The organism is Thioclava sp. F36-7 (assembly GCF_002020075.1).
GTDB lineage: Bacteria > Pseudomonadota > Alphaproteobacteria > Rhodobacterales > Rhodobacteraceae > Thioclava > Thioclava sediminum.
In genome coordinates this window covers 269,526-287,625 of sequence record NZ_MPZR01000001.1, presented here as the reverse complement: position 1 = coordinate 287,625, position 18,100 = coordinate 269,526, and the positions used below count along the sequence as shown (strand labels likewise).

At 63.1% G+C, this 18,100-nt stretch carries 23 protein-coding genes; 16 read left to right on the top strand and 7 right to left on the bottom strand.

Annotation, left to right across the window (positions count from 1 at the left end; translation table 11 throughout):
• Positions 1-11: 11 nt before the first annotated feature.
• Positions 12-974, bottom strand: coding sequence for a malate dehydrogenase (gene mdh, locus BMI89_RS01175; protein ID WP_078539780.1), 963 nt, complete (start codon positions 972-974; stop codon positions 12-14).
• 225 nt (positions 975-1,199) lie between these two features.
• On the opposite strand from mdh, the gene BMI89_RS01170 reads away from it, so the two are divergent.
• The gene (locus BMI89_RS01170) at positions 1,200-1,943 is read left to right on the top strand and encodes a sulfite exporter TauE/SafE family protein (RefSeq protein ID WP_078569500.1); all 744 of its coding nucleotides are present in this window, start codon (positions 1,200-1,202) and stop codon (positions 1,941-1,943) included.
• Positions 1,944-1,952: 9 nt separating this feature from the next.
• Here the strand turns inward: BMI89_RS01170 and BMI89_RS01165 are convergent, their stop codons facing one another.
• The gene (locus BMI89_RS01165) at positions 1,953-2,285 is read right to left on the bottom strand and encodes a hypothetical protein (protein WP_216644087.1); all 333 of its coding nucleotides are present in this window, start codon (positions 2,283-2,285) and stop codon (positions 1,953-1,955) included.
• A 164-nt stretch (positions 2,286-2,449) separates the two neighbouring features.
• Here BMI89_RS01165 and BMI89_RS01160 point away from each other — a divergent pair, with 164 nt between their 5' ends.
• From BMI89_RS01160 to BMI89_RS01115, 11 genes are all read left to right on the top strand, one after another.
• On the top strand, positions 2,450-3,322 hold the full coding sequence (locus BMI89_RS01160) for a CoA ester lyase (RefSeq protein WP_093476867.1): 873 nt from the start codon (positions 2,450-2,452) through the stop codon (positions 3,320-3,322).
• 12 nt (positions 3,323-3,334) lie between these two features.
• On the top strand, positions 3,335-3,886 hold the full coding sequence (locus tag BMI89_RS01155; RefSeq protein WP_078546135.1) for an NnrU family protein: 552 nt from the start codon (positions 3,335-3,337) through the stop codon (positions 3,884-3,886).
• A gap of 1 nt (position 3,887) precedes the next feature.
• Positions 3,888-4,091, top strand: a complete 204-nt coding sequence (locus tag BMI89_RS01150) for a DUF1737 domain-containing protein (protein ID WP_078546137.1) — start codon at positions 3,888-3,890, stop codon at positions 4,089-4,091.
• Positions 4,091-5,125 carry a MaoC family dehydratase gene (locus BMI89_RS01145; RefSeq protein WP_078569499.1) on the top strand — a complete coding sequence of 345 codons (1,035 nt, stop codon included), beginning with the start codon at positions 4,091-4,093 and terminating at the stop codon, positions 5,123-5,125. Before BMI89_RS01150 ends, BMI89_RS01145 begins: the two co-directional genes overlap by 1 nt.
• Before the next feature lie 255 nt (positions 5,126-5,380).
• Positions 5,381-5,770: a succinate dehydrogenase, cytochrome b556 subunit gene (sdhC, locus tag BMI89_RS01140; RefSeq protein ID WP_075776227.1), complete on the top strand. Its 390-nt coding sequence runs from the start codon at positions 5,381-5,383 to the stop codon at positions 5,768-5,770.
• A gap of 11 nt (positions 5,771-5,781) precedes the next feature.
• Positions 5,782-6,174, top strand: a complete 393-nt coding sequence (locus tag BMI89_RS01135; protein ID WP_078539774.1) for a succinate dehydrogenase, hydrophobic membrane anchor protein — start codon at positions 5,782-5,784, stop codon at positions 6,172-6,174.
• Positions 6,175-6,187: 13 nt separating this feature from the next.
• Positions 6,188-7,993, top strand: a complete 1,806-nt coding sequence (sdhA, locus tag BMI89_RS01130) for a succinate dehydrogenase flavoprotein subunit (protein ID WP_078539773.1) — start codon at positions 6,188-6,190, stop codon at positions 7,991-7,993.
• Positions 7,993-8,280 (top strand): hypothetical protein, encoded by a 288-nt coding sequence (locus BMI89_RS01125; RefSeq protein WP_078569498.1) that lies wholly within the window; start codon positions 7,993-7,995, stop codon positions 8,278-8,280. Before sdhA ends, BMI89_RS01125 begins: the two co-directional genes overlap by 1 nt.
• A gap of 17 nt (positions 8,281-8,297) precedes the next feature.
• Positions 8,298-9,074: a succinate dehydrogenase iron-sulfur subunit gene (locus tag BMI89_RS01120; RefSeq protein WP_078539771.1), complete on the top strand. Its 777-nt coding sequence runs from the start codon at positions 8,298-8,300 to the stop codon at positions 9,072-9,074.
• A 190-nt stretch (positions 9,075-9,264) separates the two neighbouring features.
• On the top strand, positions 9,265-9,441 hold the full coding sequence (locus BMI89_RS20785; RefSeq protein ID WP_158522076.1) for a hypothetical protein: 177 nt from the start codon (positions 9,265-9,267) through the stop codon (positions 9,439-9,441).
• A 117-nt stretch (positions 9,442-9,558) separates the two neighbouring features.
• Entirely contained in the window at positions 9,559-10,416 is an 858-nt protein-coding gene (locus tag BMI89_RS01115) for a DUF1989 domain-containing protein (RefSeq protein ID WP_078569497.1), read from the top strand.
• On the opposite strand, the gene BMI89_RS01110 is transcribed toward BMI89_RS01115, so the two are convergent.
• Positions 10,413-11,345, bottom strand: coding sequence for an ABC transporter ATP-binding protein (locus BMI89_RS01110; RefSeq protein WP_246831946.1), 933 nt, complete (start codon positions 11,343-11,345; stop codon positions 10,413-10,415). The two genes, BMI89_RS01115 and BMI89_RS01110, sit on opposite strands and share 4 nt — an antisense overlap.
• An 80-nt stretch (positions 11,346-11,425) precedes the next feature.
• Here BMI89_RS01110 and BMI89_RS01105 point away from each other — a divergent pair, with 80 nt between their 5' ends.
• Both BMI89_RS01105 and BMI89_RS01100 read left to right on the top strand, forming a co-directional pair.
• Positions 11,426-11,632: a zinc-finger domain-containing protein gene (locus BMI89_RS01105; RefSeq protein WP_078519710.1), complete on the top strand. Its 207-nt coding sequence runs from the start codon at positions 11,426-11,428 to the stop codon at positions 11,630-11,632.
• Positions 11,619-12,062 carry a globin domain-containing protein gene (locus tag BMI89_RS01100; RefSeq protein WP_078569495.1) on the top strand — a complete coding sequence of 148 codons (444 nt, stop codon included), beginning with the start codon at positions 11,619-11,621 and terminating at the stop codon, positions 12,060-12,062. Before BMI89_RS01105 ends, BMI89_RS01100 begins: the two co-directional genes overlap by 14 nt.
• Before the next feature lie 18 nt (positions 12,063-12,080).
• Here the strand turns inward: BMI89_RS01100 and BMI89_RS20780 are convergent, their stop codons facing one another.
• Positions 12,081-12,239 carry a hypothetical protein gene (locus tag BMI89_RS20780; protein ID WP_165757027.1) on the bottom strand — a complete coding sequence of 53 codons (159 nt, stop codon included), beginning with the start codon at positions 12,237-12,239 and terminating at the stop codon, positions 12,081-12,083.
• A 217-nt stretch (positions 12,240-12,456) separates the two neighbouring features.
• Between BMI89_RS20780 and polA the strand changes: the two genes are divergently transcribed.
• Positions 12,457-15,282, top strand: coding sequence for a DNA polymerase I (gene polA, locus BMI89_RS01095; protein ID WP_078569494.1), 2,826 nt, complete (start codon positions 12,457-12,459; stop codon positions 15,280-15,282).
• Here polA and BMI89_RS01090 read toward each other — a convergent pair.
• Positions 15,276-15,512 carry a DUF2798 domain-containing protein gene (locus BMI89_RS01090; RefSeq protein ID WP_078519707.1) on the bottom strand — a complete coding sequence of 79 codons (237 nt, stop codon included), beginning with the start codon at positions 15,510-15,512 and terminating at the stop codon, positions 15,276-15,278. The genes polA and BMI89_RS01090 overlap by 7 nt on opposite strands.
• Before the next feature lie 265 nt (positions 15,513-15,777).
• On the opposite strand from BMI89_RS01090, the gene BMI89_RS01085 reads away from it, so the two are divergent.
• Entirely contained in the window at positions 15,778-16,734 is a 957-nt protein-coding gene (locus tag BMI89_RS01085) for a cation diffusion facilitator family transporter (RefSeq protein WP_078569493.1), read from the top strand.
• Between the two features lies 1 nt (position 16,735).
• Here BMI89_RS01085 and BMI89_RS01080 read toward each other — a convergent pair whose 3' ends face one another.
• Together BMI89_RS01080 and BMI89_RS01075 are read right to left on the bottom strand one after the other, a co-directional pair.
• Positions 16,736-17,488, bottom strand: coding sequence for a TIM barrel protein (locus BMI89_RS01080; RefSeq protein WP_078569492.1), 753 nt, complete (start codon positions 17,486-17,488; stop codon positions 16,736-16,738).
• Position 17,489: 1 nt separating this feature from the next.
• Complete coding sequence (locus tag BMI89_RS01075) at positions 17,490-18,083, bottom strand: DUF1285 domain-containing protein (protein WP_078569491.1); 594 nt, start codon at positions 18,081-18,083, stop codon at positions 17,490-17,492.
• Between the last annotated feature and the right edge of the window lie 17 nt (positions 18,084-18,100).

Below are 18,100 nucleotides of genomic sequence, written 5' to 3'. Positions count from 1 at the left end.
CTGGCTTTCGATCAAGCGAGCGTGCTGTCGATGCCTTTGCAGGCGGCGACGAGGCCTTTGACCGCGTCGACCGACTTGTCGAACATCGCCTGCTCGTCCTTGTTGAGCTTGATGTCGATGACCTTCTCGATGCCTTTCGCGCCGATCACGGTCGGCACGCCGACATAGAGACCGTCGAGGCCGAGCGCGCCTTTGACGTAAGCCGCACAGGGCAGAACGCGCTTTTGGTCTTTCAGGTAGGCTTCCGCCATCTCGATTGCCGAAGTGGCCGGGGCGTAGAAGGCCGAACCGGTCTTCAGCAGGCCCACGATCTCTGCGCCACCGTCACGGGTGCGCTGGATGATCGCGTCGAGCTTCTCCTGCGTGGTCCAGCCCATCTGCACGAGGTCGGGCAGCGGGATGCCGCCAACGGTGGAGTAGCGTGCGAGCGGCACCATGGTGTCGCCGTGGCCGCCGAGCACGAACGCGTTCACGTCGCGCATCGAGACGCCGAATTCCAGCGACAGGAAGTGACGGAAACGAGCCGAGTCCAGAACGCCAGCCATGCCGACGACTTTCTCGGCCGGCAGGCCGGAGAATTGCTGCAGCGCCCAGACCATCGCGTCGAGCGGGTTGGTGATGCAGATCACGAACGCGTCCGGTGCGTGGGCTGCGATGCCTTCGCCGACCGATTTCATGACCTTGAGGTTGATGCCCAGCAGATCGTCGCGGCTCATGCCCGGCTTGCGCGGAACGCCAGCCGTCACGATGCAGACATCCGCGCCCGCGATACCGGCGTAATCGTTGGTCCCCTTGAAGGAGCCGTCGAAGCCCTCGGACGGGCCCGATTCCGCGATGTCGAGCGCTTTGCCCTGCGGCGTACCTTCGGCGATATCGAACAGAACGACGTCACCGAGTTCCTTGATGGCGGCGAGATGGGCGAGCGTACCGCCGATCTGGCCGGCGCCGATAAGGGCGATCTTGGGTCTGGCCATTTGGTCCTCCGGGTGGATGGATTGGAAAATAGATCGCAGGTGGAGTAGCCCTTTGGCTCGCAAAGGGCAAGGGCGCTGCGCTGCGGCGACACTGTTTGTATGCACTCGTATGCCGAAACTGGTTCCGCACACTGACGTGCGGTTCCGTTTCGTCACGCGCCGTGTCAGCAAGGGGGCAAGACGGGGCAGAGCGATTCTGTGACCCGCAGGGAAGGGAGCATCCGAATGGAGTTGAGCCTGCTCGGCTGGGCGCTGGCACTGCTCGCGGCGGTGATGGTGGGACTGTCGAAAGGCGGCATCCCGATGGCGGCCTCGATCTCAGTCCCGGTCCTGACGATCGTGATGGACCCGGTCGCGGCGGCGGGGCTGTTGCTGCCGGTCTATATTGTCGCGGACATGTTCGGTCTCTGGGCCTATCGCAAGCATTTCGACAAGCGGGTGCTCGCGATCATGATCCCGGCCACGACGATCGGGATCGGCATTGGCTGGGCCACAGCCGAGGTCGTGTCAGAACGCTGGGTGACGCTGATGGTCGGGGTGATCGGGGCGCTTTTCGCGCTGAACGCGCTGTTCCGGCATCGGCATGGCGCGCGGCAGGAGGCGAAAGTCGCACCGGGTCTGTTCTGGGGCACCATCGCGGGCTTCACCAGCTTCGTCAGCCATTCTGGCGCGCCGCCCTTTCAGGCTTACACAATCCCGCTGAACCTGCCGAAACAGGTCTTCGCGGGCACGGCGACGGTTCTCTTTACCTATGTGAATCTTGCGAAACTCGGTCCGTTCATCGCGCTGGGCGAGGTGAACTGGGACAGTCTCGGCACCGCGCTGATCCTGGCGATCCCTGCCTCGGCCTCGGTATTCCTTGGTGTCTGGCTTGTGAAGCGCATGCCCACGGAGATCTTCTTCAAGGTGGTGATCTGGGCACTTCTGCTGATCTCGCTGAAGCTGATCCAGCAAGCGATCACCGGGTGAGGGCGGCGCCTAGAGCGCCGCGTCCTTTTCCTTGAGCGTCCCGTCGAGCTCCTCGAACGCCTCGCCCGAGGCGATCAGGCAGCTCACACCATCTGCCGGTGTGACGATGATCGTCCAGTTGCCTGCCTCGGCTGCGAATATCTCCAGCACGGAGTTGTTCGCGGAGAGCGCCACCATGCGGCGGCTCTCGTGATATTTCGCTTCGAGATTGGCCACGATCTCATCTCGCTTGCCGCAGGCGCGCGACGGATCAGACGGGTCCCGTGTCTCTCCGTAAGAAGCCTGTGCGAAGCCGATCGCTGCGGCCAGGCCGAGCGTTAGCACATAAGTTTTGTTCAGCATTTTGATCCCTCTGAGGTCATCATCAAAGAGTGACGGCCTAGCTGTCAAGAAAGCTTTACGTCGCGACCCCGTATCGTCGGACCCTGTGATTTTTCTGCGTTGCGGCAAATCGGGGCTTGCCGATTCTGTCTCATTCGTGCGATTTGGCGAAAGAAAATTGCGAGATGGAGAATCAAATGGCCCGCCCGACCCGTTCCGTGCTCTACATTCCCGGCTCGAAAGAGCGTGCGCTGGAGAAGGCCACCGGGCTTGCCTGTGACGCGATCATCTTCGATCTCGAGGACGCCGTGGCGATCGACGAGAAGGCCAATGCGCGCGCGCTGCTCGCGAAGACGCTGACCGAGGTCGATTACGGTCCGCGCATGAAGATCGTGCGGATCAACGGTCTCGACACCGAATGGGGGCGCGAGGATGTGCTGGCTTTTGCCGACGCGATCCGTAACGGCGCCAAGGTCGACGCGATCCTGATCCCGAAAGTCTCCACCCCCGCCGATCTCGTCGAGGTGGCCGATCTCATTCAGGGCGTGCCGCTCTGGGCGATGATGGAGACCGCGCTGGGGATGCTCAACGCGGGCGATATCGCTGCCTATCCGCGGCTCGAAGGCATGGTGATGGGCACGAACGACCTCGCGAAGGAGTTGGGCAGTCGTTTCCGCGCCGACCGACTGCCGATGCTGCCGGGGCTGGGCCTGTGCCTGCTGGCCGCGAAAGCGCATGGCAAAATTATCGTCGACGGCGTCTATAATGCCTTCAAGGATGACGAAGGTCTTAAGGCCGAATGCGAACAGGGCCGCGACATGGGCTTCGACGGCAAGACCCTGATCCACCCGGCGCAACTCGAGGTCTGCAATGCGGCCTTTGCGCCCTCGGAGGCCGAGATCGATCTCGCCCGACGTCAGATCGCTGCCTTCGAGGAAGCCGAGAAAGCGGGGCAGGGTGTCGCGGTCGTGGATGGAAAGATCGTCGAAAATCTGCATATCGTCACGGCGCGGCAAGTCCTCGCCAAGGCGGAGGCGATTGCCGCGCTTGGCAGCTAAGAGGCAATCGCAATGGCACTACTCATCCTCGGCGTCCTGATCTGGTCGCTCGCACATCTGGCAAAACGGATATTTCCGGGCTTCCGGCGCGCGCTCAAAGGGGCCGAGCGTCCGATGGTCGCCGCGCTCCTCCTGATCAGCCTCGTTCTGATGTTCGTCGGCTGGCGCGCCGCCGATCCGGTCTTCTACCTCTGGACGCCGAACGCGGCGCTCAAGGGGATCAACAACCTGCTGATGATCTTCGCGGTCTACCTGTTCGCCGTTTCGGGCATGAAGCTCTGGCTCAGCGGCAAGATCCGTCACCCGCAGCTGACCGGCGTGAAGACCTGGGCGTTTGCGCACCTTCTGGTCAATCCGACCCTGCCGGGGATCATCCTGTTCGGCGGTCTGCTGGCGTGGGCGGTGGTCGAAGTCATCCTGATCAACAAGAAGTCGAAGCCCGCCAAGGTCACGCCCGAGGTGAAGATGGGCAAGGAGATCGGCGGGATCGTCGGCACACTGGTCCTCTACGGCCTGATCGCCTCGATCCACATCTGGTTCGGCCACAACCCGTTCGGAGCCTGATATGCAGATCTACCGCCTTCTGACCGAGGAAGACACCTCGGCCTTCTGTCACAAGGTTAGCCTCGCGCTGTCCAAGGGCTGGGTGCTGTATGGCGATCCGCAATATGCCTACGATCAGGCGAATGGCGTGATGCGCTGTGCCCAGGCCGTGACCAAAGAGATCGAGGGTGAGTATCACCCCGACATGAAGTTGGGAGAGCAATGATGGGCAAGACCAATCCGGGCCGTTTCTTCGAGGATTACAAGCTGGGCGACGTGATCCGTCACGCCGTCCCGCGCACCGTGGCGGAAGGGGAGCGCGCGATGTATCACGCGCTCTATCCGGCGCGCCATGCGCTCTATTCCTCGGACGAATTCGCGGCGGCTTGCGGATTGGATGGCTCGCCCCTCGACGATCTGATCGCGTTCCACGTCGTGTTCGGCAAGACGGTCCCGGATGTGTCGCTGAACGCGGTCGCCAATCTTGGCTATGCGGAAGGGCGCTGGCTGAAGCCGGTCTATCCGGGCGACACGCTGCGCTCGGAGAGCGAGGTGATCGGGGTCAAGCAGAACTCCAACGGCAAGTCGGGCGTGGTCTATGTCCGCACCCGCGGCCTGAATCAGGTGGGCGAGACCGTGCTGGAATATGTCCGCTGGGTGATGGTGCGCAAAGGCGATCTGGATGCGCCTGCGCCCGAGACCGTGCTGCCCGATCTGGCATCGGTCGTGGCGCCTGCGGATCTGGTGATTCCCGATGGGCTGAGCTTCGACGATTACGATTTCGATCTGGCGGGCGAGCCGCATCGCTGGGGCGATTACGAGATCGGCGAGAAGATCGACCATGTGGACGGCGTCACCATCGAGGAAGCCGAGCACATGATCGCCACGCGCCTGTGGCAGAACACCGCCAAGGTGCATTTCGACGCGACATTCCGCGAGGACGGCCAGCGTCTGATCTATGGCGGTCATGTGATCTCGATGGCGCGGGCGCTGTCGTTCAATGGCTTGGCCAATGCCCAGATGATCGTGGCGCTCAATGGCGGGGCGCATGCCAATCCCTGCTTCTCGGGCGATACGGTGAAGGCATGGTCGGAAGTACTCGACAAGGCCGAGACCGGCGCGCCCGGCGTGGGGGCGATCCGTCTGCGTCTGGTGGCCGTGAAGCAGGGTGCGCCCGAGTTCGCCTATAAGGGAGAAGACGACAAATACCTGCCCGAGGTCCTGCTCGATCTCGACTACTGGGCACTGATGCCGATCTGATCGCGCCCCGAGAGACTCACTCGCGGGGGCAGGGCGCCCGCGAGCGTTAACATGTGATCACGCACAGAATTTATGTGATCACAAAGCGAATTTTTCGCCGCTCTTTATGCGTAAATGACAGGTTTTCAAGCTTGCCCCCCGTGACTTGGGAGAAATTTACGCTACTAAAAGAGCCAATTCCGGCCAGCTCCGCGCCAGCGCGTGCCTCCGATTGAGGCCGACGAGAGCGCCGAGCCCAGCGAAAAGGGACCGATCATGGCTGAAGCGAAACAGGTTGAGCGTCCGCTTTCCCCGCACCTTCAAATTTACCGCCCGCAGATGACGTCTTTCTCGTCGATCATGACGCGGATCACCGGCAACGGCATCATCGTCGGCGTGCTGCTGCTCGTCTGGTGGCTTCTCGCCGCTGCGACCAGCCCCGACTACTTCAACTTCGTGAACGCGATCGCGACCTCGTGGTTCGGCGATCTCGTCTTCACCCTGTCGCTGCTGGGCGTTTGGTATCACTACCTCGCCGGCATCCGGCACCTCATCTTCGATGCGGGTAAATACATGGACATCAAATCCGCCGAGATGCTCGGCTGGATCTGCACCATCGGTTCGGTCGTGCTGACCGTGCTGACCCTCATCATCATCCAATTCTGACGGAGGCCCTCATGCGTTACCTCACCGACCGCAAGCGCGCCGTGGGCAAGGGCGCCTCGGGCACCGGCCCCGAGCATCACTGGTGGATGTCGGCCTCGGCCGTGGCTCTCGCCTTCATGATCCCGACCTGGCTCTACATCGTCGGCACCACGCTCGGCGCCGATCAGCAGACCGTGATCACGACCTTCTCGCAGCCCTTCCCGGCCATCCTGACCGCGCTGGTCGTGATCGTCGGCATGCGCCACTTCGCGAAGGGCACCGAGATCTGGATCGAGGACTACATCCACGGCACCGCCGCAAAGGCGACCAAGATCGCGATGCATTCGCTGGCTTACGTGATCATGGCGACCGCACTCTATGCACTCGGCAAGATGGTCTTCATCGGCCTTCTGCTGGGCAACTGAACGGGACGAGATAATGGCTGCTTACGAATACGAAACGCATAATTACGACGTGGTCGTGGTCGGCGCCGGTGGCTCGGGTCTGCGCGCCACGCTCGGCATGGCCGAACAGGGCCTGCGCACCGCCTGCGTGACCAAGGTCTTCCCGACCCGCTCGCACACGGTCGCCGCACAGGGCGGCATCGCCGCGTCCTTGGGCAACATGGGCCCGGACAGCTGGCAGTGGCACATGTACGACACGATCAAGGGCTCGGACTGGCTCGGCGATAACGACGCGATGGAATACCTCGCGCGTCACGCCCCCAAGGCCGTCTACGAGCTCGAGCATTACGGCGTGCCGTTCTCGCGCACCGAAGAGGGCAAGATCTACCAGCGTCCCTTCGGCGGCCACACCACCGAATACGGTGAAGGCCCGCCCGTGCAGCGCACCTGTGCCGCCGCGGATCGCACCGGTCACGCGATCCTGCACACGCTCTACGGTCAGTCGCTGAAGAACAACGCCGAGTTCTACATCGAGTATTTCGCAATCGACCTGATCATGTCCGATGACGGGCAGTGTCAGGGCGTCGTCTGCTGGAAGCTCGACGACGGCACGATGCACGTCTTCAACGCGAAGATGGTGGTTCTGGCGACCGGCGGTTACGGCCGCGCCTACTTCTCAGCCACCTCGGCCCATACCTGCACCGGCGACGGTGGCGGCATGGTCGCGCGAGCCGGTCTCGCACTGCAGGACATGGAATTCGTGCAGTTCCACCCGACCGGCATCTACGGCTCGGGCTGCCTGATCACCGAAGGCGCGCGCGGCGAGGGTGGTTACCTGACCAACTCCGAAGGCGAGCGCTTCATGGAACGCTATGCCCCGACCTATAAGGATCTGGCGTCGCGCGACGTGGTGTCTCGCTGCATGACGATGGAGATCCGCGAAGGCCGCGGTGTGGGCGAGCACAAGGACCACATCTTCCTCAACCTCAGCCACCTTCCGCCGGAAGCCCTGGCCGAGCGTCTGCCGGGCATTTCGGAATCCGCGAAGATCTTCGCCGGCGTCGACGTCACGAAAGAGCCGATCCCGGTTCTGCCGACCGTTCACTACAACATGGGCGGCATTCCGACGAACTACCACGGCGAAGTCATCAACCCGAAAGAGGGCGACCCCGATGCTATCGTGCCCGGCCTGATGGCCGTGGGCGAGGCGGGTTCGGCGTCTGTGCATGGTGCCAACCGTCTGGGCTCCAACTCGCTGATCGACCTCGTGGTCTTCGGCCGCGCCGCTGCGATCCGCGCTGGCAAGGTCGTCGACGCGGATGCGTCCAACCCGGTCATCCCCAAAGCCAAGATCGATGCGATCTTCGAGCGCTTCGACAAGGTGCGCTACGCCGATGGCGGCACGCCGACTGCCGAGCTGCGCCTCGAGATGCAGCGCACGATGCAGGCGGATGCGGCGGTGTTCCGCACCGACAAGACGCTGGCCGAGGGTGTCGAGAAGATGAAGGCGGTCGCCGCCAAGCTCGACGATCTCAAGGTCACCGACCGCTCGCTGATCTGGAACTCGGACCTGATGGAAACGCTGGAACTCGAGAACCTGATGCCGAACGCGCTGGCGACCATCGTCGGGGCCGAGGCGCGCAAGGAAAGTCGCGGGGCGCACGCCCACGAGGACTATCCCGATCGCGACGACACCGAATGGCGCAAGCACTCGATCATGCATGTGGAAGGCGCGAATGTCGATCTGACCTTCCGCCCGGTCCACATGGACCCGCTGACCCCCGAGGATCAGGGCGGAATCGAGATCAAGAAGATCGCGCCGAAGAAGCGGGTCTACTGATGCGTCACGCACCGGCATATGGGCTTCTCGCGGCAGGGCTTGGCCTTGCCGCCTGCGGCCCTATTCCGGTCGAGCAGGCAGAGCGCCAGTGCTACGCCCAGTTCGCGCCCAAACCGCCCATCTCGGGCGAGGCGGGCATGGGGGTGACCAATGACGGCTTCCGCTCGAACATGAAGGTCGAGCTCAATGTCGGGGCCTATGTGCAGGGCGATCCTTCTGCGGCCTACGACTCCTGCGTTTTCAGAAAATCCGGCCGAATGCCCACGCGGCCGCTCTATTCGTACTGACGGAAAGGGGACCAACCATGGTTCAGTTCACGCTTCCGAAGAATTCCAAGATCCGCGTCGGCAAGACCTGGCCGAAGCCGGATGGCAAGAATATCCGCAAGTTCCAGATCTATCGCTGGGACCCGGATACTGGGGAGAACCCGCGTCTCGACACTTATTTCATCGACATGGATAAGTGCGGGCCGATGGTTCTCGATGCGCTCTTGAAGATCAAGAACGAGATCGACCCGACGCTGACCTTCCGCCGCTCCTGCCGCGAAGGCATCTGTGGCTCCTGCGCGATGAACATCGACGGGATCAACACGCTGGCCTGTATCTACGGCCTCGACGAGGTTAAGGGCGACGTGAAGATCTACCCGCTGCCGCACATGCCGGTGGTGAAAGACCTGATCCCCGACCTGACCATGTTCTACGCCCAGCACGCGTCGATCATGCCGTGGCTCGAGACCAAGACGAACCGTCCCGAGAAGGAATGGCGTCAGTCGATCGAGGACCGCAAGAAGCTCGACGGTCTGTATGAGTGCGTCATGTGCGCCTCCTGCTCGACTTCGTGCCCGAGCTACTGGTGGAACGGCGACAAGTATCTCGGCCCGGCAGCGCTGCTGCACGCCTATCGCTGGATCATCGATAGCCGCGACGAAGCGACGGCTGAGCGTCTCGATCAGCTCGAAGACCCCTTCAAGCTCTATCGTTGCCACACGATCATGAACTGCACCAAGACCTGCCCGAAAGGTCTGAACCCGGCGAAAGCGATCGCCGAGATCAAGCGGATGCAGGTCAACCGGGTCGTCTGATCCAATGCATATTTTGGGGTGATCCTATGGTTCACCCTCAACGATTTGTGGAAGGGGCGGCACGAGCCGCCCTTTTTGCTGCGTTGCGGCAAATGCATATCGCACATGCAGCATTTTGGGTTTGAATCCGCGGAAAAATCCCTAAATCGGGTGGCAGGGAGGAACTCGAAACGTGACTGGAGAGAGTTCCATGGTCGACATCGTCAAATTCCCCAAAGGGGCGCAACCGATCCAGGTGGCCGAAGAGCATCTGGCTTACTACACCCCTGAGAAGTCCACGCCCGTATTCATCCCGACTGCGAAGACCGAAAATACCGACGGTCTCGAAGCGGTCGAGCTGATGTACGAGTATTACACCGCGGCTTGAGCGGTGACCTCCCGAATAGTTCTGTCGTGACTGCCCCGGCTTCGGTCGGGGTTTTTCTTTGCGCCTTTCGCTCTTGGTCGGGGCAGGGCAGAGTGGCCGCGACAAGGAGGGAGCCCCATGCATCCGACCCCCGAGCACGCCGCACCCGAAGACGCCGAAGCCCGCCGCGATATCGCGCCGGTGATCTGTTACCCGACCGACGCGCTGCCCGCGCCGGATCTGTCCGCCTATCGCGCCGCGCGTGAGGGCTGGGAGAAGATCGCCGATCTGCGCGTGCCCCCGCGCGAGGCGCTGGCTTTCGACGTGCCCGCCGGCCATTTCTTCCGCATCACTTCGGTCGAGGGGCCGCAGGTGGGCGATCTGAACCTGTTCTCTGCGGACCTGTCCGAGCGGTTCTATTCGGGCAAGACGCGCGCGCTATATGGCACGCATCTGAGCCGCGGCGACCGGATGTGGTCGGGCTTTCCGACGATGCGTCCGCTCGCGACGATCACCGAGGATACGCTCGACTGGTATGGCATCGACGCCTTCGGCGGCGCGGTCCATGACGTGATCGGCACGCGCTGCGATCCCTACACGCATTGCCTGCTGTCCGATGGCGGGCAGTATCACCATTGCTGCCATTCGAACCTGACCCGCGCGCTGGCCGAGGCCCGCGATCTGCCGCTGCGCGAGGCGGAGGCGCTGGTGCATGACGTGCTCAACGTCTTCATGTGCACCGGTTTCACCCGCGACACCGGGCAATATTTCATGAAGGCGAGCCCGGTGCGGCCCGGCGACTATCTCGAATTCTTCGCGGAGACAGATCTGCTGGGCGTGCTCTCGGCCTGTCCGGGCGGGGATTGCTCGTCTGAGCACAGCTCGGACACGGCCGCCTGCTACCCGCTGGGCGTCGAAATCTTCCTCCCGAAATCAGCGCCCGAGGGTTGGGCGCCGCCTGCGCCCAACGCCTACGACCGCAGCCACGGGCTTTAACGGTTCGAGGTAAGCGAGACGAAGACTTCCTCCAGCCCCGGCTGTTCACTCGCGATGTCGCGAATCTCGATGTCGGCTGCGCGCAGCGCATCGAGGATGTCCTCCGCCGAGGTCTGCTCGCGCGAGTAGGAAAACGCCATCTGCCCGCCCGGGCGGGTCTCCATGGTAACCCCTTCGGGCAGGCGAATCTCTTGGCTAACCTCATTGCGCGGCTCGACCACCAGCGCCTTGCGGTCCATCCGCTTGAGCAGGTTCGGCGTGGTGTCGCGCACGATCAGTTCGCCATTGTTGATGATGGCGATCTCGTCGCACATTTCCTCGGCTTCCTCGAGGTAGTGCGTCGTCAGGATGATCGTCATGCCCTGCTCGTTGAGCTTGCGCACATTGCGCCACAGCATCGCGCGCAGCTCGATATCGACGCCTGCGGTGGGTTCGTCCAGCACGAGGATCTGCGGGCGATGTACCAGCGCCTTGGCCAGCAGAAGCCGCCGCTTCATCCCGCCCGAGAGGTTGCGCGCATAGGCCTCGGCCTTGTCCGAAAGGCCGACCAGTTCGAGAATCTCATCGGTCCAGCGCTCGGATTTCGGGACGCCGTAGAGGCCTGCCTGCATCTCCAGCGCCGCGCGCGGCGTGAAGAACGGGTCCATGTTCAATTCCTGCGGCATCACCCCGATCGCGGCGCGCGACTGGCGCGGGTTCACGTCCTGATCGAAACCCCAGATCACGACGCGCCCGTCGGTTTTCTTCACCAGACCCGCAAGAATATTGATCAGCGTCGACTTGCCCGCCCCGTTCGGCCCCAGCAGCCCGAAGATCGAGCCTTCGGGGATCGACAGGTCGAGCCCCTTCAACGCTTCCTTCGGTTCCTGCTTCTTGCCGCCTGCATAGGTCTTGCGCAGCCCGGTAACTTCGATTGCCTGCTGTTCCAACTTGCCCCGCCTTTCGCGATTGCTAGAATGAAGCCCAAATTCAGGGCGCGGTTTTCGTGCCTTATATAGACGGAGCATCCATGACTGCCACCCATTCGCCTAATGCCCCCGAGGCACCCGAGACCGAGGTCGTCACCACCTGGAAGGTCGCCTGCGATGGCGGCGAGGGGGCGTTGGGTCATCCGCGCGTCTGGCTGTCGATTCCGCGTGACACCGGTTTCGTCGAATGCGGCTATTGCGACAAGAAATATGTGATCGACCGCGATCACGCGCATGACGATCACTGAACCACTTTTGCCAGCCGAGCGTGCGGCGCGGGTGAAGGCCAGCGCGGCGCGTCTCGATTTCGAGGATCCGTCGCTGTTTCGCGACGCCTTCGCGCGGCTCTTCGCGGCCCATCCCGAGCTTGATCAGGTGTTGCCCAACAGCGAAGGCGGGCAGCAGCTGAAATATGCCGCGATGATGGAGGTGATCCTCTCCACGCTCGATCCACCCGAAGAGCAGGAGCTGGAACTGCCCGGCCTCGGCCAGATGCATGTGCTGTTCGGCGCCGAGCCGGACTATTACACGTGGCTGTCAGAGGCGGTGATCGCAGGCCTCGCGGCCAAGCTGGGCGATCACTGGACGCCCGAGCTGGCCGCCGACTGGGCCGAGTTGTTCAGCAAGGTCTCGGCGCAGATGATGGCCGGGGCCGCGGCGCTGGAAGATCAATTTTAGGCGCCAGCCTGCCGCGCCTCACTTATCCTTCTTCGCCGCCGCCTTCATCCGTTCGAGCAGCGCAGCCTTCGGGTCTTTCTTCCCGTAAGGCGTCTTGTCACTGCCATAGGCGTTATGCTCGGCATGTTTGGGCGTGTTCTTCGGCGGCCTTGCGCCACCCATTTTGGAATAATCCATCGGTTCGATCCTTTGCGGTTGCCGCTTGAGATGGGGGATTTCAGGGGTTCTGGCAAGAGGGCGCTTCGCTATGAGGGGCGCGCCCGAGCCTCGGGTGCGCGCTTTGATCCCTTGGAAGGTCGGGCGCGGCCCTCCGCTTCCAGCCTCCCCGATCCTCTTCCCCTCCGCACCCCCCTGTGGCACAACCGGGGCCAACGCGCGAAGGAGGGCTCTCGCAATGGCATTCGGCAAAGGCTGTCACCTGCATCTTATCGACGGTTCGGCCTTCATTTTCCGCGCTTATCACGCGCTGCCGCCGCTCACGCGCAAGTCCGACGGGCTGCCGATCGGGGCGGTCGCGGGCTTTTGCAACATGCTTTGGAAGTACATCGAAGACGCCAAGGGCTCGGACGCGCCGACCCATGCGGCGGTGATCTTTGACAAGGGCAGCCATACCTTCCGCAACGACCTCTACGATCAATACAAGGCAAATCGCGACGAGATGCCCGAGGAGCTGCGCCCGCAGATTCCGCTGACCCGCGACGCGACCAAGGCGTTCAACATCGCCTGCGAGGAACTGGCCGGCTACGAGGCCGACGACATCATCGCGACGCTGGCGCGGCAGGGCCGCGAAGCGGGCGGGCGTGTGACGATCATTTCCTCGGACAAGGACCTGATGCAGCTCGTCGGCGGCGGCGTCGAGATGTTCGACGCGATGAAAAACCGCGCCATCGGCGTCGAGGAGGTCGAGGCCAAGTTCGGCGTCGGCCCCGAGCGCGTGATCGACGTGCAGGCGCTGGCGGGCGACTCAGTCGACAACATCCCCGGTGCGCCCGGGATCGGCGTGAAGACCGCAGCGCTTCTCATCAACGAATATGGCGATCTGGACACGCTGCTGGAGCGCGCCTCCGAGATCAAGCAACCCAAGCGCCGCGAGACGCTGATCGAGAAGGCCGACCAGATTCGCCTCTCGAAACAGCTGGTGACGCTCGACGATCAGACGCCCATCGAGTTCACGCTCGACGATCTGGAAATCCGCGAGCCTGATGTGGACACGCTGATGGGCTTCCTCAACGAGATGGAATTCCGCACGCTGACGCGCCGTGTGGCCGAGAAATTCGGTGCCGAGCCGCCGGCCGCGCCCGAGGTCTCGGAAGTGCCCGCAAGCCATACCGATACGGCTCCCGAGGTCGAGCAACCGCCCTTCGATCCCGACAGCTATATCTGCATCCGCGATGCCGAGACGCTGACGCAATGGCTCGATGAGGCCCGCGCCAAGGGCTGGGTTGCGGTCGATACCGAGACGACCTCGCTCAACGAAATGCAGGCCGAACTGGTCGGCGTATCGCTCGCCATTGAGGCGGGGAAAGCGGCGTATCTGCCGCTCGGGCATAGCAAAGGCGAAGGCGATCTCTTCGGCGGAGCCGAGCGCGCCGAGGGGCAGATGGACCTCAAAGAGGCTCTCGCGCTGCTCAAGCCCGTGCTCGAGGATCCTGCGATCCTCAAGATCGGGCAGAACATGAAGTATGACTTCAAGATCTTCGCCCGCCACGGCATCCGCGTCGCGCCCATCGACGACACGATGCTGATGTCCTACGCGATGTTCTCGGGGCTCCACGGCCACGGGATGGATGCGCTTTCGGATCGCTACCTCAACCACCAGCCGATCCCGATCAAGGAACTGATCGGCTCCGGCAAGAGCCAGATCACCTTCGACAAGGTCGAGATCGACAAGGCCACGCGCTACGCCGCCGAGGATGCCGATATCACGCTGCGCCTCTGGCAGCAGTTCAAGCCGCGGCTCCATCGCGAACAGGTCACCACCGTCTACGAGACGCTGGAGCGCCCGATGGTCCCGGTGCTCGCCGATATGGAAATGGCCGGCGTGAAGGTCGACGCCTCGGTGCTGTCGCGCATGTCGAACGCCTTCGCGCAAAAGATGGCGCAGCTAGAGGACGAAATCGCCGAGATCGCGGGCCAGCCCTTCAATGTCGGCTCGCCGAAACAGCTGGGCGAGATCCTGTTCGACACGATGGGCGTCGAGGGCGGCAAGAAGGGCAAGACCGGCGCCTATGGCACCGGGGCGGACGTGCTCGAAGACGTGACCACGATGGAGGACACCAACCCGCAGGCTGCGAAGCTGGCGGCACGGGTGCTCGACTGGCGGCAAATTTCGAAACTGAAATCGACCTATACGGATGCGCTGCAAACCCATGTGAACCCGGAGACTGGCCGCGTTCACACCTCCTATTCCATCGCCGGCGCGAACACGGGGCGTCTGGCCTCGACCGATCCGAACCTGCAGAACATCCCCGTGCGCTCCGAGGAAGGCCGCCGCATCCGCGAGGCGTTCGTCGCGCGCGACGGCTGCAAGATCGTCTCGCTCGACTATAGCCAGATCGAGTTGCGCATCCTCGCCCATGTCGCGGACCTTCCCGAGATGCGCGAAGCCTTCAAGGACGGCCTGGACATTCACTCAGCCACCGCGTCCGAGATGTTCGACGTGCCGCTGGATCAGATGACGCCCGAAATCCGCCGTCAGGCGAAGGCGATCAATTTCGGGGTGATCTACGGGATTTCGGGCTTTGGTCTGGCGCGCAACCTGCGCATCCCGCGGGCCGAGGCGCAGGGCTTCATCGACCGCTATTTCGAGCGTTTCCCCGGTATCCGCAAATACATGGACGACACCGTGGCCTTCGCCAAAGAGCACAAATTCGTCCAGACCCTGTTCGGGCGCAAAATCCACACGCCCGATATCGGCGCGAAGGGACCGTCGGCGGGCTTCGCCAAGCGCGCCGCGATCAACGCGCCGATCCAAGGGGCGGCCGCCGATATCATCCGCCGCGCGATGGTGCGGATGCCCGAGGCGATCGAGGGGCTTCCCGCGCGGATGCTCCTACAGGTGCATGACGAACTGATCTTCGAGGTTGAGGAGGCCGTGATCGACGATCTGATCAAGACCGCCCGGGCCACGATGGAAGGCGCGGCGGAGCCTGTGATGAAACTCACCGTGCCGCTCGTCGTCGATGCGGGGCAGGGCGATAGCTGGGCTGCCGCTCACTGAGCCGCGGGCTGACGCACCAGCAGATTGGTCACGCGCCGTGCAAACGGCGCGACGATCAACACCGACGGGTAGGAGAGCATCCAGCTGGACACCCAGCTTGCCACCCACAGCGCCGTGAAGTCTTCGACCATCCCCGTCGCGCGGTAGGTCGCGATGCCCGAGACCAGAAACGACATGATCCCCGACAGGATCAGGCTGAAAATGAAATGCGCGTAGCGGGCGGGGATCATCGGGTCTCCTCCTTGGGCCGGAAAGTCAGTCGCTCGCATTTTGGTGATTGGACGTGAGGAGGCAACGCACAAACCTGTGTGTTCATCCGCGCAGAGACACCGTCCCGCATTGACCCTGCCGCCCGGCAATGTTGAGACTGCGCAAGCCTCCGGCGGGGATATTTGCGCCAAGCCGAATTGCACGCTTGGTCTTCGGCTTGGTCCAAATATCCCCCGCGGAGCGTCCCAACCGCGCCTCAGGCGCCGAGAACCGAGAAGAGCGCCCATGCCCCACGATCATCACCACCACCACAATCTAGACGATGCCAGTGACAACCGTGTGCTCTGGGCGGTGGTCGTCAATGTCGTGCTTACATTTGCGCAGGTCTTCGGCGGGGCGATCGCGGGCTCGATGGCGCTGATCGCGGACGGGGTGCACAACTTCTCCGACGCGGCGGCGCTGGTGCTGGCCTTCGGGGCGCGCAAACTGGCCAAGCGCGGGGCGGATGCGGCGATGAGCTTCGGCTGGTCGCGCGCCGAGGTCATCGCGGCCTTCGTCAATTACATCGCGCTGATCCTGATTTCGGTCTGGCTGGTCGTCGAGGCCGTGGGGCGGATGATCCATCCGCCGCAGGTCGATGGCTGGATCGTGGTCTGGCTGGCGACGCTGGCGCTGATCATCGATCTGGCGACGGCCGCGCTGACCTATGCGCTTTCCAAGCACAGCCTGAACATCCGTGCGGCCTTCCTGCACAACCTCGCCGATGCCGGGGCCTCGGTCGCGGTGATCGTGGGCGGTATCGTGATCCTGCTCTACGATTGGCGGCTGGTCGACCCGATTCTGACCATTGGCATCTCGGTCTTCATCCTGTGGCATGTCGCGACCGATCTGAAACCGGTGCTGCGCATCCTGATGCTGGGCGCGCCGCCCGAGAAGGATTGTACGGAAGTGCAGGGCGCGCTGGGCGATGTCGAGGGCGTTTCGAGCGTCCACCACGTCCATCTGTGGCAGATCGACGAGAAGCGTGTCTCCGTCGAGGCGCATCTGGTGCTGGACGAGGGGCGGGATTACGCAACGGTCATCGCGCGGGCCAAGGATATGCTGGCGCATCAGTTCGGGATCCACCACGCGACGCTGGAGCCGGAAAGCGCGAGCCTTGGTTGTGCCGATCACGCGGACCATGACGACCACGAAGATCACGATCATTCAGATCATGCCCACGCCGGCCACCCGGCGCATTGAGCTAGCGCGGGAGCCAGCCCAGCGTTTCGCGCGTCTCCGTCTGCGGGGTGTATTCCGCTGACGCATAACCCTCGTAGCCGTCGGCATCGAGCGTCGCGAAGAAGCCTTCCAGATCGATCATTCCCGAACCGGGGCCGCCGCGCCCCGGGGCATCGGCAAATTGCACATGCGCCGCACGGTGACCATGCTTCGCCCAAGCTCCCGCCACATCGCCGGTCAGCATCTGCGCGTGATAGGCGTCGAATTGCAGATGCAGGTTCGGGGCGGCGACCGCATCGAGGATATCCGCGGCATGATCGAAATCGTTCAGGAAATAGCCCGGCATGTCGATCGGGTTGATCGGTTCGATCGTCAGACGCCGTTTCGGTGCGCGCGCCGCCGCCCATTTCAGGTTCTCGATATAGGTCGCACGGGCCTCCGCGCCCTCGGCCTTGCCCGCCATGATATGGATGACTCGCGGCTTCAGGATGTCGGCGAAGCGCATCGCGCGGTCGAAATCGCGACGGAAGCGGTCTTCCAGCCCCGGCACGGCGGCGAAGCCCCGATCGCCGCCCGTATAATTCGGCGGCGGCACGTTCATCAGCGCGAAGCTCAGGTCGTGACGGATCAGCTCGTGGCGCATCTCCTGCGCGGAGGCGTCGTAGGGAGACAGAACCTCAACCGCATCGAAGCCGGCCTGTTTCGCCGCTTTGAACCGTTCCATGAAGGGCAGTTCGGTGAAGAGGAAGGTCAGGTTCGCGGCGAATTTCGGCACGTTACAGCTCCGCGGCGCGCAGGATCGGGAAGAAGCTGCCCGCGGAGATAACGCCAGTCCAATCCTCGCCCTCATGCTCGCGCGTCACGGCCAGATCGACGAGCCGGTAGAAGCTCTTGCGATCGATCAAAGCCTCCAGCCCGCGGCGCACATGCAGGTAAGGGCGGGGCTCGCCATCCTCGCTATGTTCCACCCGGATCGCGTGCTCCGCATCGGCCAGAACCACGTCGCCCACATTGGTCGTGAATCGAATCGACTGATCGTCGCCTTCGCCCTCTGTTGTGAAATCGACGGCGATGAAAGGAGCGTCCTCGACCCGGATACCGACCTTCTCGACCGGGGTGACGAGGTAGTATTTCCCGTCCTCGAGTTTCAGAATCGATGAAAACAGTCGCACCAGCGCCTCGCGCCCGATGGGCGTGCCAAGATAGAACCATGTCCCGTCCCGGCGGATCTCCATATCGAGATCGCCACAGAAGGGCGGATCCCACAAATGCACGGGCGGCGGGCCCTTTTTGCTGGCTTTCTTGGCGGCATCGGCAAGCCCGTCTGCCGTCGGGGAAGGGGTCGAAACTGTCTGTTTGTGATCCGTCATGTAAATTTGGCCGTTGG